This is a genomic window from Cytobacillus firmus (assembly GCF_023612095.1).
Classification (GTDB): Bacteria; Bacillota; Bacilli; order Bacillales; family Cytobacillaceae; genus Cytobacillus.
In genome coordinates this window covers 1,401,790-1,417,491 of the sequence record NZ_CP086235.1, presented here as the reverse complement: position 1 = coordinate 1,417,491, position 15,702 = coordinate 1,401,790, and the positions used below count along the sequence as shown (strand labels likewise).

Sequence of the window (15,702 nt, the reverse complement as noted above, 5' to 3'; positions counted from 1 at the left end):
TTATTTTATTTAATCGAATCTTTATCCGTGGATTGCTTTCCCATCTACAGCAAGGGCAGCTTCACCTATTGCTTCAGATAGCGTCGGATGCGGGTGGATAGTATGTGCTACTTCCCATGGAGTTGCATCAAGAACGCGTGCAAGGCCTGCTTCTGAAATCATATCTGTTACGTGAGGGCCGATCATATGGACACCAAGAATATCATCGGAATCTTGATCTGCCACAATTTTTACAAACCCGTCGGATTCGCCAAATACAAGCGCCTTTCCGATTGCACGGAATGAGAATTTGCCAGTTTTCACATTATGGCCTTTTTCCTTTGCTTCATCCTCTGTTAATCCTACACTTGCTGCTTCCGGTGAACTGTAAATGCATTTAGAAACCAGGCTGTAGTCAATTGGAGAAGGATCCTGGCCTGCAATATGCTCCACTGCAACAATTCCCTCATGAGAAGCAACATGTGCCAGCTGAAGTCCGCCAATGACATCGCCAATCGCATAGATATGAGATTCCTTTGTCTGGAAGTATTCATTTGCGGCAATAAATCCTTTTTCAATTTGAATATCCGTATTTTCAATGCCAATGCCTTCTGTATTTGCCTGACGGCCCACTGAAACAAGCAATTTCTCAGCGGTAAATTCCTTTTGGGAACCTTTTACTTCAGCTGAAATCGTTACTCCTTCACCTTTCTGAAGGGTTTCAGGAAGAACCTTTGCTCCAGTAACAATTTTGACTCCTTTTTTCTTCATAAGGCGCTGCATTTCTTTTGAAATTTCTTTGTCTTCTGTAGGAATAATGCGGTCAGCATATTCAATTACTGTTACATCAGCACCAAAGTCTGATAACATCGAAGCCCATTCGATGCCGATGACTCCGCCGCCAACAATGATAATGGAGCTTGGCACTTCTTCCAAAGCTAAAGCTTCATCCGAAGTCATGACCAGTTTTCCATCAATGTCCAATCCTGGAAGGGTGCGGGGGCGAGATCCAGTTGCTACAATAACATTTTTAGGGATCAGCATTTCATTTTCGTCCCCATTGTTCATTTCAACAGAAATTGTCCCTGGCATTGGAGAGAAAATAGAAGGTCCAAGAATTCGGCCTGTGCCTTCAAAAACATCAATCTTGCCTTGCTTCATCAAATGCTGAACACCTTTATGAAGCTGATCAACGATTTTGTTTTTTCGTTCCTGTACCTTACCAAAATTGATTGATACATCACTTGTCATTACGCCAAAATCTTCACTGTGCTTTGCAGTTGCAAACACTTCAGCACTTCTTAATAACGCCTTGCTTGGTATGCAGCCTTTATGAAGGCAAGTCCCTCCAAGTTTTCCTTTTTCAACGATTGCCGTTTTTAAACCAAGCTGTGAAGCACGGATGGCTGCTACATAACCGCCTGTGCCTCCGCCTAAAATCACCAAATCATATTCCTGTGCCAAGTTGCTTCCCCCTTCTATTTCAATGCTGCTTTCCCAGCTGTTTTTCCGGGATATTCTTTTTCAGTCTCTTCACCGCGCAGGACGCGAAGTGCACCTTCCGCCAGTGCCTGAAGCTCATTTTCACCAGGCTGGACGATGACATCTGCTATCCAGTTAATCCGCTCACTGATTTCTTTTACAAAGCCCTTGCCATAGGCAAGACCTCCTGTAAGGATAATGGCATCAATCTTTCCGCCAAGCACTGCACTGGCAGAACCGATCTCCTTAGCCACCTGATAAGCCATTGCGGAGTAGACAAGCTTTGCTTTCTCATCTCCGTTTTCAATCATCTTTTCAACCTTTACGGCATCATTTGTTCCCAGGTAACCAACGAGACCGCCTTGTCCCACAAGCTTCTTCATCACTTCTTCACGATAAAAGCTGCCGGAGTAGCAAAGTCCAACCAGATCACCGGCAGGTACTGTACCTGCCCGTTCCGGACTGAACGGCCCGTCTCCATGAAGTCCGTTATTGACATCCACTACTCTGCCTTTTTTATGAGCGCCAACAGTAATACCTCCGCCCATATGTGTGACGATCAGGTTAAGCTCCTCATACTTTTTGCCGAGCTCCTTTGCCACTCTCCTTGCAACAGCTTTCTGATTCAAAGCATGGAAAATACTTTTTCTTTCTATCATTGAAAAGCCTGAAATACGGGCAATTGGGTCCAGTTCATCAACCACAACCGGATCAACAATGAACGATGGAATATTTAAACCCGAAGCAATCTCATATGCCAGGATTCCGCCAAGGTTAGAAGCATGCTGACCAGCAAAACCGGCACGAAGATCCCCAAGCATAGCATCATTAACAGAATACGTGCCTCCTTCAATTGGGCGAAGCAGCCCGCCGCGTCCGCACACTGCACTTAATTTGGAAATATTGATTCCTTCATGATCCAGCGTCTCTAAAATGGTCTGCTTGCGGAATTCATACTGATCGATAATACTTTCATAAGAGTTAATGACATCTGCATCATGGCGTAATGTCTTCTCCAGGACAGAGATCTCATTATCGAAAACTCCAATCTTAGTTGAAGTGGATCCCGGATTGATGACGAGAATTCGATGTTCTTGTTCTAGCACGTTTAAACCTCCATAAAGAGCGGAAATCTCCCTTGTAAAAGCATACTCTTACTCAGGGTACTTTATCTGCCGCTGCATTTTTTCTACTATGCTTTTAAAGGCAAAGACGCTGAATTCATAATTCAGCGCTTTGCATTTCAGGAAAACAGGCTAAATTCCTCTTCCTCCTAAAAACTATCTGCGGCTCAGGATATGATGGCCGTTTTGGAGGAATTGTCCGCGCGAATTACGCATTCTTTCGATTCTTTCCTCAACCATGCGGTCAGCCGCTTTATATGTCGGAATTCCATCCCTTTTAGCAATATCAATAACTTTTTCAATATTATTGTATACAGTTTCAACTTTTTTCATTGCACGTTCACGGTTGTATCCGTACAGCTCATCTGCAACATTGATAACTCCGCCTGCATTAATTACATAATCAGGTGCATAAACAATGCCCATCTCATGGATTAAATCACCATGGCGGGTTTCTTTAAGCTGATTGTTGGCAGCTCCGGCAATTACTTTTGCTTTCAGCTGTGGAATTGTATCATCATTAACTGTTGCACCTAAAGCACATGGTGCATAAATATCACATTCAACACCATAAATTTCATTTGGTTCAACTGCTTTAGCCCCGAACTCTTCAACCGCACGCTGAACTGCTTCTTTATTAATATCTGTTACAATTAGCTGTGCACCTTCTTCATGCAGATGACGGCAAAGATTGAACGCTACGTTTCCAACACCCTGAACGGCAATTGTTTTGCCTTCTAAAGAGTCAGTTCCGAATGCAGCCTTTGCTGCTGCCTTCATTCCTCTGTATACGCCATAAGCTGTAACTGGTGAAGGGTTGCCCGAAGAACCAAAGGCAGGTGAAATACCTGTTACATAATCTGTTTCCTCATGGATCAGATCCATATCAGCTACAGTTGTGCCTACGTCCTCTGCAGTAATATAGCGTCCATTTAATCCTTGGATGTAACGTCCGAAAGCACGGAACATCTCTTCGTTTTTGTCTTTGCGCGGATCGCCGATAATAACTGTTTTACCGCCGCCAAGGTTTAAGCCTGCTGCAGCATTCTTATAAGTCATGCCGCGTGCAAGGCGCAAAGCATCCTCAATAGCTGCATCTTCAGATTCATAAGTCCACATGCGTGTACCGCCAAGCGCAGGACCTAAAGTAGTGTCATGAATAGCAATAATAGCTTTTAGGCCTGATTGTTTGTCCTGGCAAAACACCACTTGTTCGTAATCATAAGTTTCTAAGTATTTGAAGATTTCCATGTTCTGTTTCCTCCCCGGATTATAAAAAATTTATGTTAGTTTGATTAATATTTTTTATTTTAATGCTTTATTATCAGCGAATTACTTTGCTGAGCATATCGCTAAAGCCAATGAATAAACCTTGCTTTCAGCCGAATCAGCCCTTGAAGTAAGAACGATTGGCGCTTTTGCTCCTGCTATAACAGCTCCTACTTTTGCTTTTGCAAAGTAGACAAGTGATTTATATAAAGCATTTCCAACTTCTATAGTCGGCACCAATAAAATATCTGCCTGTCCGGCAACTTTGCTTTTGATTCCCTTATGTTCAGCTGCTTCAAAAGAAATGGCATTGTCCAGAGCCAGAGGACCATCGACTATACAATCTTTAATCTGCCCTCTTTGGTTCATAAGAGTTAATGCAGCAGCATCCAAAGTAGCCTGCATAGCAGGATTAACCGTCTCGACTGCAGCAATCGGAGCTGCCAGAGGATTTTCAATCCCTATGCTTCTTGCAATATGAACTGCATTTTTCAATATTTGTGCTTTTTGATTAAGATCAGGTGCAATATTCATAGCTGCATCCGTTACGATTGTAAACCGCTCAAAACCTGGGACCTCAAAAACAGCCACATGCGATAAAACATTTCCTGTTCTTAAGCCAAATTCTTTATTTAAGACAGCTTTTAAAATGCCTGCCGTCGGGATATTACCCTTCATCAGCACATTGGCCTTCTGTTCCTTCACAGCCCTTACTGCCAATTCCGCTGCATGCGCTGCCGAGTCTGTATGAACGACTTCAACTTTAGGGCTTTCTGATGCTTCTCTATGCTTCCCGTTCAGGATTTTCCGGATTTTCCCTTCATCCCCGAACAATAAAAAACTTGCTAAGTTCAGCTTAATTGCTTCAGCAACTGCTTCGAGAACCTCTTCGTCTTCCGCTGCAGCTACGGCTACCGTTTTCTCACCATATTGGGTTGCTTTCGTTAGAAGCGAATCCAATGTCATCTGTTCAACCCCCTTACATGAAAAGCGCAGGCGTCTTAGGTTCAGGAAACTTAAAATGATCGACGCCATTTTCTTGATGTTCTTCCGTTTATTATACTTGCAAGAAGTGTGCCAACTTTAATAACCGTGAAAACGCTTTATTCACCAAACTAAAGCGTGCAATTTATTGCGCACTATGAAATCTATTGCATGCCAGGTTTTGCAATTTCGTATTTCTCCAATTTGTAGTAAAGGTTCCTGACTGAGAGTCCAAGCATTTTAGCTGTCTTAGTTTTATTTCCATCCAGCTTTTGAAGAGTTTGCTTGATTACCCTTGCCTCATATTGCTCAACCATCTGATTTAATGATTTATTTTGCACTTCTTCACTTACTTCAATAGTGGGTGACGGATTATTGGCACCCAGATCCGGAATATGCAGTTCTTCTATTTGCGTTTCGTTGTAATTCATAAAAATGATGGCTCTGCCCAGGATATTATCAAGTTCCCTCACATTCCCCGGCCAATTATAGGCCATTAGCTTATCAACTGCTTGTTCTGTCACACCTTCTACATTCCGTCCATATTCCTGGTTTATCTTTTGAATAAGTCTGCTGCACAGCAAAGGAATATCCTCCTTCCTGCGTCTTAAAGAAGGAATATGTATGGGCATTCTATTCAGCCTGTAGTATAAGTCTTCCCTAAAGGTGCCGTCTGCAATTCCTTTTTCTAAATTGACATTGGTCGCGGCAATAATCCGGACATCAATTGAAATAGGCTTGGTCCCTCCCACTCTTGTAATTTCATGTTCCTGAAGAACCCTGAGCAGCTTCGCCTGAGTGTTAGCTGTCAGCTCGCCAATTTCATCCAGAAAAATACTGCCTTTATCAGCTTCCTCAAATAAACCTCTTTTGCCACCTCTTTTTGCACCCGAGAATGCCCCCTCTTCATAACCGAATAATTCACTTTCCAAAAGAGATTCTGATAAAGCGGCACAATTTACCCTGATAAACTTGTTATATTTTCGGTCGCTTGCATTGTGTATAGCATGGGCAAATAGCTCTTTACCTGTCCCGGACTCTCCTCTCAGCAATACTGTGGCAGGAGTTTTAGCTCCAAGTCTCGCCTGTTCGATTGCAATGGTCATCTCTTCAGATGTTCCAATTATATCCTCGAATGAGTACTTCGCTTCCAGGGTACGAATAATCTGTCTGGCCCGGTTTAATTCACGGTTCAGATTTTGAATTTCCGAAACGTCGTGAATAACACCAACACTCCCTTTTAATTTCCCATCAACAATAACAGGCGCAACGTTTACAATTACATCCTTTCTCTTTGGTCCGACCCTCATGGCCACACCTCTCATTGCTCTTCGCGTTTGAAGGACCTTCATATGAACGCTTTCACCTTCTGATATATCTGCTGTAGCAGGCTTTCCGATTACCTTTTCCTCTTCCAGACCTGTAAGCCTGGAGTATGCCGGATTGATCAAAATCCCTTTCCCATTTTCATCAACAACTGAGATGGCTTCCTCACTTGATTGAATAATTGCCTGAAGCATCGTCTGTATGTCCTTCAAATTCGTTATTTCTTCCGCAAGTGAAACTACTTCTGTAATATCCTTAAAAACGGCAAAGGCACCCATTAATTCGTTATTTTCACCGAGCATAGGTATTCTTGTCGTAATAATCTTGAGGCCATTAGCTAAAGTCATTTCCTGATTCGCTTCAATTCTCCTTGTCGCCATAACTCTGGGAAGCATGCTGTCGGTAATGATTTCATTAATTTTTTTCCCTAAAGCGTCTTTTCTCTTTATTCCTGTCATTCTCTCGGCACTGCGATTAAAGACTATAATTTCAGTTAGGTTATTTATTACAATCATTCCATCATCGGTCGAATTAAAAATCAAGTCATGCTTGTATGTTTCATTTCTGAATTTCGAAATCAGCTCTTCCTTTTCCTCAAGTAATTTCGCGATTAAAAAAGCTACACTTCCAGGTATTAGAACTGTATTTTTGCTTCTGGCTTCCCTAATGTCGATAAACACCTGCTCAATTCCGGTAACTTCAATAATGATGTCAATATCTTGTTCCATGAACTGTCGCCAATCAGCACCGGTTGGGATGCCGCTTTCATTGGCGAGCAGAAGCCCTTCGGCATCAGGGTCGATATCCACCATGGCTTTTACATCCAGAACTGCCGTTTCTTTTATTATTTTTAGGATGGCGGTACCGCCTTTTCCCGCACCGACAATCATCACTGTTTGCATATTCATACCTGCTTTCATTGAAAATTCTTGCATAATCAATAGAAACTTCTGCAATATTCTTCATGTTTTATTTTAGCATAGCAGAAGCACTTGACAAATTTCTTTAATGATTTATGATTTCGGTAGGCAACTCGATTTGAAGGGAATTTTTTTATGATAAGACTAATTGCTTTGTTAATTTTACTCCTGCCGGGCATATTGGCTGTGTATGGGATAAAATTAATGAGAGATATGGTCTTTGGCATCCTGCAAAGCCCATTTCCATATTTATGGCTTCAATTTGTGTCAGGTTTCCTTTTCTTGATTATAGGGCTTGGCTTCATCGCAGGGTTTATTCTTTATCGTGACCGAAAAAGAAACAAAGTCCAGGATCGTTTTAAATCTAAATAGTTAGTGGGGGATAATAGTGAAGCCGCTGCAGATATCACCTGAAACAGCATTAAAGCTCGCTGAAAAACTAAATCTTCCTCTTGAGCAAATCATGCACATGCCTCAGCATATCTTGATCCCAAAAATGATGGAGCTTGAGAAAGAAGAAAACAAATAAAAGTAAAGGTTCAGTTTGAAGTATTCAAACTGAACCTTTTTATATTACATGAGGAAAAATAAAAAACGCCCCAATAGGAGCGCAGCAGATTAAATAAAATTTGTTAAAAGTCCTTACCCTTTCAAGAAGCCCTATGCTCAAGACGAAGTTTATCTGCCACCATGGCAATAAACTCGGAATTAGTCGGCTTTGCTTTAGTCATGCTGACTGTATATCCGAAAAGAGAGGAAATCGAATCTATATTACCGCGGCTCCAGGCAACTTCAATCGCATGGCGGATCGCACGTTCAACCCGGCTTGCAGTCGTATTGAATTTTTTAGCAATATCAGGGTACAGCACTTTCGTAATGGAACCGAGAAGTTCGATATCATTGTACACCATTGAAATCGCTTCACGAAGATATAAGTATCCTTTAATATGAGCAGGTACGCCAATTTCATGAATGATGCTCGTGATGCTGGCATCCAGGTTCTTCGGCTTCGCTTCTGCCTGGGGACGGTAAGAAGGAAGGGGTTTGCGGAGAAATGAGCTGGATTTTCCGCTGACCTGACGGATATGGCTTGCCAAATTGTCCATATCAAATGGTTTAAGAATAAAGTAAGATGCTCCCAAATCCACTGCCTTTTTGGTGACATCCTCCTGGCCGAATGCAGTAAGCATAATTACATTAGGAAGTGCATTCAAATTTAATTCTCTCATTTTCTCGAGTACAGCAAGTCCATCCAAGTGAGGCATGATGATATCCAGCACAAGAACATCAGGCTGTGTCTGCACTAAAATGTCGAGGCAATCCTGTCCATTATGTGCAACACCCGAAACTTCCATATCCTCCTGGGAAGATATATATTCCTCTAAAAGCCCGACCAGTTCCCTATTATCATCCACAACACAAACTTTTATTTTCTTCACTTACTTTCCTCCTCGGCCCATTATGGTCTCTTTAATGAATGTTCATTTTGAACACGCTCTTTTTATGTTATCTATGTTCTATTCTAAATGAGAAATTCGACAATGCAACAAAAATTCCTCTACTTTTTTGAAATTTTCTTAAAAAACCAGCGAAATCTTATTTTTTCTTTTATTTTCTTCTGTTTTCGACCAGTTTCGCCATACTCTTTGCAATTCGTGTATACTTGTCGAAAAATCTTTAATTAACGTCATTTTAACATAAAAAATCAAAAAGACGGGATTTCCCCGCCTTTTTTGATCCATCCCTTATTAGGATGCTTTTTCTTCTGCTTTTTCATATATATTGATGCCTGCTTCATTTAGCATCCATTCGATATGAACACCATATCCTGAAGTAGGATCATTAACAAACACGTGGGTTACCGCTCCAATAATCCTGCCATCCTGAATGATCGGGCTTCCGCTCATCCCCTGAACAATCCCGCCTGTTTTATCGAGGAGCTTCTGATCTGTCACTTTTATGACCATTCCTTTTGTTGCCGGAAACTTTTGCGGTATCGTGCTGACAATTTCAATATCAAACAATTGTACTTCATCATTGTCCACTACAGTCAGTATTTGAGCGGCTCCCTCTTTTACCTGATGGGATAATGCTATTGGCATCGGTTTGTCAAAGATCCCATTTTTCATGTCCCGGTTTAATTCCCCAAAAATTCCGAAAGGACTGTTCCTGACAATATTCCCGATTATTTCTTTGTCTGAGGAAAATCGTGCAAGTTTTTCGCCTGGATTGCCATTGCTTCCTTTTTCAATGGAAGTAACAGTCGATCTTACAATTTGTCCGTCTTCAACAACAATGGGTTTTTTCGTATCCATATCGGAAATAACATGTCCGAGTGCTCCATACTTTTTCGATTCCGGGTGATAAAAAGTCATCGTCCCAATGCCTGCTGCTGAGTCACGAATATATAAACCAAGCTTATAGGTTTCTTCCCCGTTTTCTTTAAGAGGAGTCAGCTCCGTTTTCACCTTCCCGCTTTCACGGCTGACAATGATTTGGAGCGGATTGCCGCTTTTGCCTGCTTCTTGAACAAAAGGGGCAACATCTGACATCTTTTCAATTTTCTTACCATTGATTTCTGTAATGATATCTCCGATTTTTATCCCGGCCATTTCTCCTGGCGAAGCTTTTCCTTCAGTCGTATTAACCTGATGGTGCCCCACTACTAACACACCTACTGTATTTAGTTTAACCCCGATTGATTGGCCTCCTGGAATTACTTTAAAATCTTTTAAGACATTAACATCAACCTTCTTTATCGGAAAACCTGCCAGTTCGAGAAGCATTTCATTTTTTCCATTTTCTTTTGCTGAAAGCGAAATCGAATGGTTACCTTCTTTAAGTGCCACACTTGAATTATCTATGGACAGCCCGGCTGACACTGCTTCTGCCTTTGCAATATCCAGCTGCTGCCCTTCAAAAAGGGTAATATTTGCAGGTATTTGCAAATATTCCTGAACAGGCTTGGAAAAACCTAAAGCAATTAATGAAACAAGGAGAATTCCACCAATTATTTTGCGCAAAACATCATATGTCAAATTTTTCACTCTCCTCGCTTCTAGTCCATCCACGTCAAATGGCTACATCTTTAATTTTGCCTGCATCGATGGCATTTATAACTGCCAGTGACATAAAAAAAGCTATCCTGCTTTGGATAGCTTTTCAAGGTATTAGATCTCGCTGCGCAGCTTAATGGCACACACCGGATATTGGATCATAATTATTTCAGCTGTTTAGCCATATGCAGCAGCTCTTTTGCATGCTCTTTTGTCAAATCGGTAATTTCCACTCCTGAAATCATACGGCTGATTTCTTTTATCTTCTCTTCTTCATTCAGAGGCTTCACTGTAGTTTTGGTCCGCCCTTCATTTGTGTTTTAGCAATAAATAAATGAGTATCTGCAATCGCTGCAACCTGTGGCAGGTGAGAAATGCAAAGCACCTGTGAGTCCACGGAAACATGATGAATCTTCTCCGCGATAGCTTGTGCAACTCTTCCGCTCACACCTGTGTCCACTTCATCGAAGATAATACTTGTAACACCCTGATGTTTTGAGAAAATACTCTTTAAGGCAAGCATGATTCGGGATAATTCCCCTCCCGATGCAATCTTAGACAGAGGCTTGAGCGGTTCTCCCGGATTGGTGGAAATATAGAACTCCGCCCTGTCAACTCCATTTTTCAAAAGAACTTCGGGATCAGAAAAGAACCTTACCTCAAAAACTGTTTTTTCCATGTATAATTCCTTAAGCTCTTTATGAATTAACTTCGTAAGCTTTAGAGCAGATTTTCTCCGCAGCTTGCTCAGTTCTTCCCCTTCAACCATAAGGTCTTTTTTCAGGGCAGCAACTTCTTTTTGCAGCTTATCAATATGGGTTTCTTTATTTTGCAGGGTTTCAATTTCTTCTTCTATTTTTGCTGCGTATTCCAGCACTTCTTCTACCGTTTTTCCATATTTTCTTTTTAGCCCATTTATTTCATTCAGTCTGTTTTCGATTTCATTAAGCCTTTGGGGATCATATTCCATAAAGTCCATTTCATTGCGCAGGGAACTGGCTGCATCTTCAAGCAAATAGAAGCTGTTTGCCACATTTTCCGCTATTTCTTTATACGATGGGTCCAATTCCGCGGCATCATTCATATACCCCATAACCAACCCAATCCAATCGAGCCCTTTTTGCTCTCCTTGAAGAGCATTATAGCCAGACTGAACTGAATCAAAAATCCGTTCAAAGTTGGATAGTTTTCTCTTTTCTTCAATCAGATCTTCATCTTCATTCAATTTCAGCTGTGCCGACTGGATTTCATCAAGCTGAAATTGGATTAAATCCAGCCGGTGCGCCATTTGCTGTTCATTCTCACTTAAATTCTTAAGCTTTTTCAAAGTGCTTTCATATAATTTGTAGATATCCTGATATTCAGAAAGAGAAGCAGAAATCTTCGTTCCTCCAAACTGATCGAGAAGAGGAAGATGCAAGGTTTCATTCATTAATTCCTGATGTTCGTGCTGACCGTGTATATCAATAAGTGAACTTCCGATTTCCCTTAAAGCAGAAATAGTGACCAGTTTTCCGTTCACTCTGCAAACGCTTTTTCCTGTCTTAGATATATCTCTGCGGAGAACGATCATTCCATCTTCAATCTCTATTCCAAATTCTGCAGCTCGTTTATAGCAAGGGTGCCTATGATCATCAAGGATAAAAAGCCCCTCTAACTCAGCCTTATCTTCACCATGCCGGACAAACTCTGCAGATCCCCTGCCTCCAGCCAGCAAGTGAATGGCATCAATAATAATGGATTTCCCTGCCCCTGTTTCACCGGTTAAAACAGTTAAGCCCTTTTCAAATGAGACAGAAAGGGCTTCGATTATAGCAAAATTTCGTATCGTTATTTCATTTAACAAGCTTATCACCTCATTAGAAAAAGCAGAAGCGCTTTGCCACCAGGGGGGACAGGCGCTCTGAACTTGAAATTATCTACAGCATTTCAAGAAAACGGTTTGAAATGACTTCTGTGTCCTCAGGGGTTTTGCAAATGATCAGGCATGTGTCATCCCCGCAAATTGTCCCCAGAATCTCTTCCCAATCAAGGTTATCAATCAGTGCGCCAATAGCCATGGCATTTCCCGGAAGAGTCTTCATTACAAGGAGATGTCCTGCAGTATCCACTCTAACAAAGGCATCCATTAAGTTTCTTTTAAGTTTTTGCAGAGGATTGAAACGCTGATCAGCTGGAAGACTGTATTTATACCTTCCGTCCATTAAAGGTACTTTTACCAGGTGAAGCTCTTTAATATCTCTTGAGACTGTCGCCTGGGTAACATTAAACCCTGCATTTTTTAATTCATCCACCAGGTCATCCTGTGTTTCAATATCGTTATTAGTAATAATTTCGCGTATTTTAATATGTCTTTGCCCTTTATTCATTTTTTCACCTCTATAATCAGCCGCTTGACAGCAGGCAGAAAAAAATTAATTTATAGTGTTTTGTATTATAATGTTAGCTGATTTTCTCAATAAAGTACAATTTTCCCGTATATAATTATTATAATTCGTCCTTACGCGACAAATTCCTCTAAAAAAAGGAACAGGCATCAGCCTATTCCTCTTCTTTAACCTGCTTTGTTTTCAGTTCGGCGTGGGCTTCTTTTACAATCTTATCAGTCGGGGCTTTAAGGAGATTTTCGCCTTCTTCTTTGCTGCCTGACCAATACAGATGGAGAAGAAACTCTATGTTGCCATCTCCGCCGGTAATCGGTGAATAAGAAACGTCTTTGACATCATAGCCAAGACTTAAAGCAAATTCGATAATTTTATCAAGGACGGCTTCGTGTATTTTAGGATCTCTGACAATTCCTTTTTTTCCAACCTGCTCCCGTCCGGCTTCAAATTGCGGTTTCACTAAGGCAACTGTGTCACTGCCTGGAACCAGCAATGTTTTTAATACAGGCAATATAAGCTTTAAAGAGATGAACGAAACATCGATGGAAGCAAAATCAGGCATACCGGCTGAAAGATCTGCAGGAGTTACATACCTAAAATTGGTCCTTTCCATGACAACAACCCGCTCATCCTGCCTTAATTTCCAGGCAAGCTGATTATACCCGACATCCAAAGCATAGGACATGTTTGCGCCATTCTGCAGGGCGCAATCTGTGAAGCCCCCGGTTGAGGATCCAATGTCAAGGAGGATCTTGTCTTCGATTTCTAAATCAAAAACCTTCAGAGCTTTCTCAAGCTTTAAGCCTCCGCGGCTGACATAGGGCATAACCTTTCCCTTGATGGCCAGCGGAATATCTTCACTAACCTTTTCGCCCGGTTTATCCAATCTGCTTTCATTGCTGAACACCAAACCGGCCATAACGGCCCTTTTCGCTTTTTCTCTCGTTTCAGCAAGACCTCTTTCAACTAATAAAACGTCTAATCGCTCTTTCTTTGTTTTCATTTTTCAAGCCCTTTTTTGTTTTTTTCGTGCCAGTTTTCCCATTCTTTCCACAACATTGTCTACTGTCATCCCGATTTCTTCCAATAGTTCATTTACACTGCCATGTTCAATAAATGTATCAGGTATTCCCATTCGGTCTATTTCGGAGTGATGGAAGCCATGCTCGTGTGCATATTCAAGTACTGCACTTCCAAAGCCCCCCTGCAGGACAGCTTCTTCTATCGTAAGAATAGGCATATTCGCTGCGAGCAATTCATGCAGCATCTTTTCATCAAATGGCTTAATAAACCTTGCATTAATGACTTTAATGGAATGCCCTTGTTTTTCCATTAGCTGAGCTGCCTTCAATGCCATTGGAATGGTTGTCCCAAAGGTTAAAATTGCTCCGTCGCTGCCATCGCGCAGAACTTCCCATGTTCCAATTGGAATAGCTTTAAGTTCCGCGTCCATCGGCACCCCGATGCCATTTCCGCGCGGGAACCGCATAGCGATTGGGCCATCGTTATATTCAATGGCTGTTTTTACCATATGCTGGCCTTCATTTTCATCCTTTGGCATCATCAAAACCATGTTCGGCAAATGCCTTAAAAATGCGATATCGAATACACCCTGATGTGTTTCCCCATCTGCACCAACGAGTCCTGCCCGGTCGATTCCAATGAATACATTCAAGTTCTGGCGTGCAATATCGTGTACGACCTGATCATAAGCACGCTGCAGGAAAGTAGAATAAATCGCAAGGAACGGCTTCATGTTTTGAGTTGCCAGGCCAGCAGCTACAGTTGCTGCATGCTGTTCGGCAATACCAACATCATACATCCGATCCGGAAATTCACTTGCAAAGCCTTCAAGCTTTGAACCAACAGGCATTGCTGGAGTGATTGCAACAATTCTTTCATCTTTTCTCGCAAGTTCCCTGATGGTTTCTGACACAAGCTTGCTCCATGCAGGAGGCGGCGCAGCTGCAGGTTTCACAAAGTCCCCTGTTTCCATTTTGTATGGGCCTGTACCATGCCAAGTGCCGATCTTGTCGCTTTCTGCAGGGTGATAGCCTTTCCCTTTTTCGTTATAACATGGAGAAGCACCGGGCCTTCTGTTTTCTTGGCATACGCAAGGTTCTCAAATAAAGCTTCATAATTATGCCCATCGACAGGCCCCAAATAGGTAAAGCCTAATTCCTCAAAGAACATGCCTGAAACAAACAGATACTTAAGACTGTCTTTCAGTCTTTCAGCAGTTGAGGCCAATTTGCCGCCGACTGCCGGAACCTTTTTTAAAAAATATTCAAGTTCATCTTTAACCCAATTATATTTGCCTGCAGTCCTTAACCTTCCAAGAACATTGTGCAGGGCACCCACATTAGGAGCAATCGACATTTCATTGTCATTTAATATGACAATCATATCTTTTTTTTCATGGCCGATATGATTTAAAGCTTCTAAAGCCATTCCGCCAGTTAAGGCACCATCCCCAATAACGGGAATGACATAATTGCTCTCTTTTTTCAGGTCTCTTGCAATGGCCATACCCATCGCGGCAGATAAAGAAGTAGAACTATGACCTGTTTCCCATACATCATGCTCACTTTCAATCATCTTAGGAAAGCCGCAAAGACCTTTATATTGTCTAAGAGTATCGAATTGGCACGCACGGCCTGTAAGGATTTTGTGGACATATGACTGATGTCCGACATCCCAGATAATCTTATCCTTCGGACTGTCAAAACATTTATGCAATGCAACAGTCAGTTCCACAACTCCAAGATTAGGGCCAATATGTCCCCCTGTGCCTGATAGCTTTTCAATCAGGAAGGTGCGGATATCCTGACTGAGACTTTCCAATTCTTTATTCGAGAGCCCTTTTAAAAAGGAAGGGTCTTTAATTGATAACAGATCCATACTGCGGACCACTCACTTTCGTTTCTTATTCGTCCGTTTTTTTACGTATATTTTGGCAACCATGTTTATAAAAATCAGAGCCTGTTTATTACGGCGTCCAGCCTGTCTAAAAGATAATATCTTAAGATTACCTTATTACAGGAGATTTTCCAAATGCTTTTCATTTTAAACAGTCTCGCACTCCGGCCAGTCTTTCTTGGGAAAGACTCCCGGCAGCAATTTCTATCATACCAAAATATATACAATAAAGACCATCATTTTATTAACCAGCAAATGC

Annotated in this window: 11 protein-coding genes and 2 pseudogenes; 2 read left to right on the top strand and 11 right to left on the bottom strand. The window is 41.7% G+C overall.

From position 1 onward, the window contains the following. Positions 1 to 21: 21 nt before the first annotated feature. The 5 genes from lpdA to LLY41_RS07100 form a co-directional block, all read right to left on the bottom strand. Entirely contained in the window at positions 22 to 1,443 is a 1,422-nt protein-coding gene (gene lpdA, locus LLY41_RS07120; RefSeq protein ID WP_095244791.1) for a dihydrolipoyl dehydrogenase, read from the bottom strand. A gap of 14 nt (positions 1,444 to 1,457) precedes the next feature. Further along, positions 1,458 to 2,567: a butyrate kinase gene (gene buk / locus LLY41_RS07115; RefSeq protein WP_095244792.1), complete on the bottom strand. Its 1,110-nt coding sequence runs from the start codon at positions 2,565 to 2,567 to the stop codon at positions 1,458 to 1,460. Between the two features lie 174 nt (positions 2,568 to 2,741). Further along, positions 2,742 to 3,836, bottom strand: a complete 1,095-nt coding sequence (bcd, locus tag LLY41_RS07110) for a branched-chain amino acid dehydrogenase (RefSeq protein WP_095244793.1) — start codon at positions 3,834 to 3,836, stop codon at positions 2,742 to 2,744. A gap of 81 nt (positions 3,837 to 3,917) precedes the next feature. Then, positions 3,918 to 4,820, bottom strand: coding sequence for a phosphate butyryltransferase (yqiS, locus tag LLY41_RS07105; protein WP_095244794.1), 903 nt, complete (start codon positions 4,818 to 4,820; stop codon positions 3,918 to 3,920). A 182-nt stretch (positions 4,821 to 5,002) separates the two neighbouring features. After that, positions 5,003 to 7,066, bottom strand: coding sequence for a sigma-54 interaction domain-containing protein (locus LLY41_RS07100; RefSeq protein ID WP_095244795.1), 2,064 nt, complete (start codon positions 7,064 to 7,066; stop codon positions 5,003 to 5,005). A gap of 153 nt (positions 7,067 to 7,219) precedes the next feature. Between LLY41_RS07100 and LLY41_RS07095 the strand changes: the two genes are divergently transcribed. Then, positions 7,220 to 7,456 carry a DUF2627 domain-containing protein gene (locus tag LLY41_RS07095; protein WP_048008222.1) on the top strand — a complete coding sequence of 79 codons (237 nt, stop codon included), beginning with the start codon at positions 7,220 to 7,222 and terminating at the stop codon, positions 7,454 to 7,456. Between the two features lie 16 nt (positions 7,457 to 7,472). Further along, positions 7,473 to 7,613: a YycC family protein gene (locus LLY41_RS07090; RefSeq protein WP_304587278.1), complete on the top strand. Its 141-nt coding sequence runs from the start codon at positions 7,473 to 7,475 to the stop codon at positions 7,611 to 7,613. A gap of 121 nt (positions 7,614 to 7,734) precedes the next feature. Here the strand turns inward: LLY41_RS07090 and spo0A are convergent, their stop codons facing one another. The 6 genes and pseudogenes from spo0A to dxs form a co-directional block, all read right to left on the bottom strand. After that, positions 7,735 to 8,523, bottom strand: a complete 789-nt coding sequence (spo0A, locus tag LLY41_RS07085; RefSeq protein ID WP_095244796.1) for a sporulation transcription factor Spo0A — start codon at positions 8,521 to 8,523, stop codon at positions 7,735 to 7,737. 309 nt (positions 8,524 to 8,832) lie between these two features. Further along, positions 8,833 to 10,122, bottom strand: coding sequence for a SpoIVB peptidase (gene spoIVB, locus LLY41_RS07080; protein WP_304587276.1), 1,290 nt, complete (start codon positions 10,120 to 10,122; stop codon positions 8,833 to 8,835). Between the two features lie 182 nt (positions 10,123 to 10,304). Next, positions 10,305 to 11,986: pseudogene (recN, locus tag LLY41_RS07075) on the bottom strand (DNA repair protein RecN). Between the two features lie 73 nt (positions 11,987 to 12,059). After that, positions 12,060 to 12,509 (bottom strand): transcriptional regulator AhrC/ArgR, encoded by a 450-nt coding sequence (ahrC, locus tag LLY41_RS07070; protein WP_095244800.1) that lies wholly within the window; start codon positions 12,507 to 12,509, stop codon positions 12,060 to 12,062. Between the two features lie 172 nt (positions 12,510 to 12,681). Beyond that, the gene (locus LLY41_RS07065) at positions 12,682 to 13,527 is read right to left on the bottom strand and encodes a TlyA family RNA methyltransferase (RefSeq protein WP_095244801.1); all 846 of its coding nucleotides are present in this window, start codon (positions 13,525 to 13,527) and stop codon (positions 12,682 to 12,684) included. 3 nt (positions 13,528 to 13,530) lie between these two features. Then, positions 13,531 to 15,425, bottom strand: a pseudogene (dxs, locus tag LLY41_RS07060) (1-deoxy-D-xylulose-5-phosphate synthase). Positions 15,426 to 15,702: the final 277 nt, after the last annotated feature.

Bases quoted from the DNA above. Each gene is read 5' to 3' on its own strand.
- bcd (WP_095244793.1), bottom strand. From the start codon at position 3,836: ATGGAAATCTTCAAATACTTAGAAACTTATGATTACGAACAAGTGGTG.
- yqiS (WP_095244794.1), bottom strand. From the start codon at position 4,820: ATGACATTGGATTCGCTTCTAACGAAAGCAACCCAATATGGTGAGAAA.
- LLY41_RS07100 (WP_095244795.1), bottom strand. From the start codon at position 7,066: ATGCAAACAGTGATGATTGTCGGTGCGGGAAAAGGCGGTACCGCCATC.
- LLY41_RS07095 (WP_048008222.1), top strand. From the start codon at position 7,220: ATGATAAGACTAATTGCTTTGTTAATTTTACTCCTGCCGGGCATATTG.
- ahrC (WP_095244800.1), bottom strand. From the start codon at position 12,509: ATGAATAAAGGGCAAAGACATATTAAAATACGCGAAATTATTACTAAT.
- LLY41_RS07065 (WP_095244801.1), bottom strand. From the start codon at position 13,527: ATGAAAACAAAGAAAGAGCGATTAGACGTTTTATTAGTTGAAAGAGGT.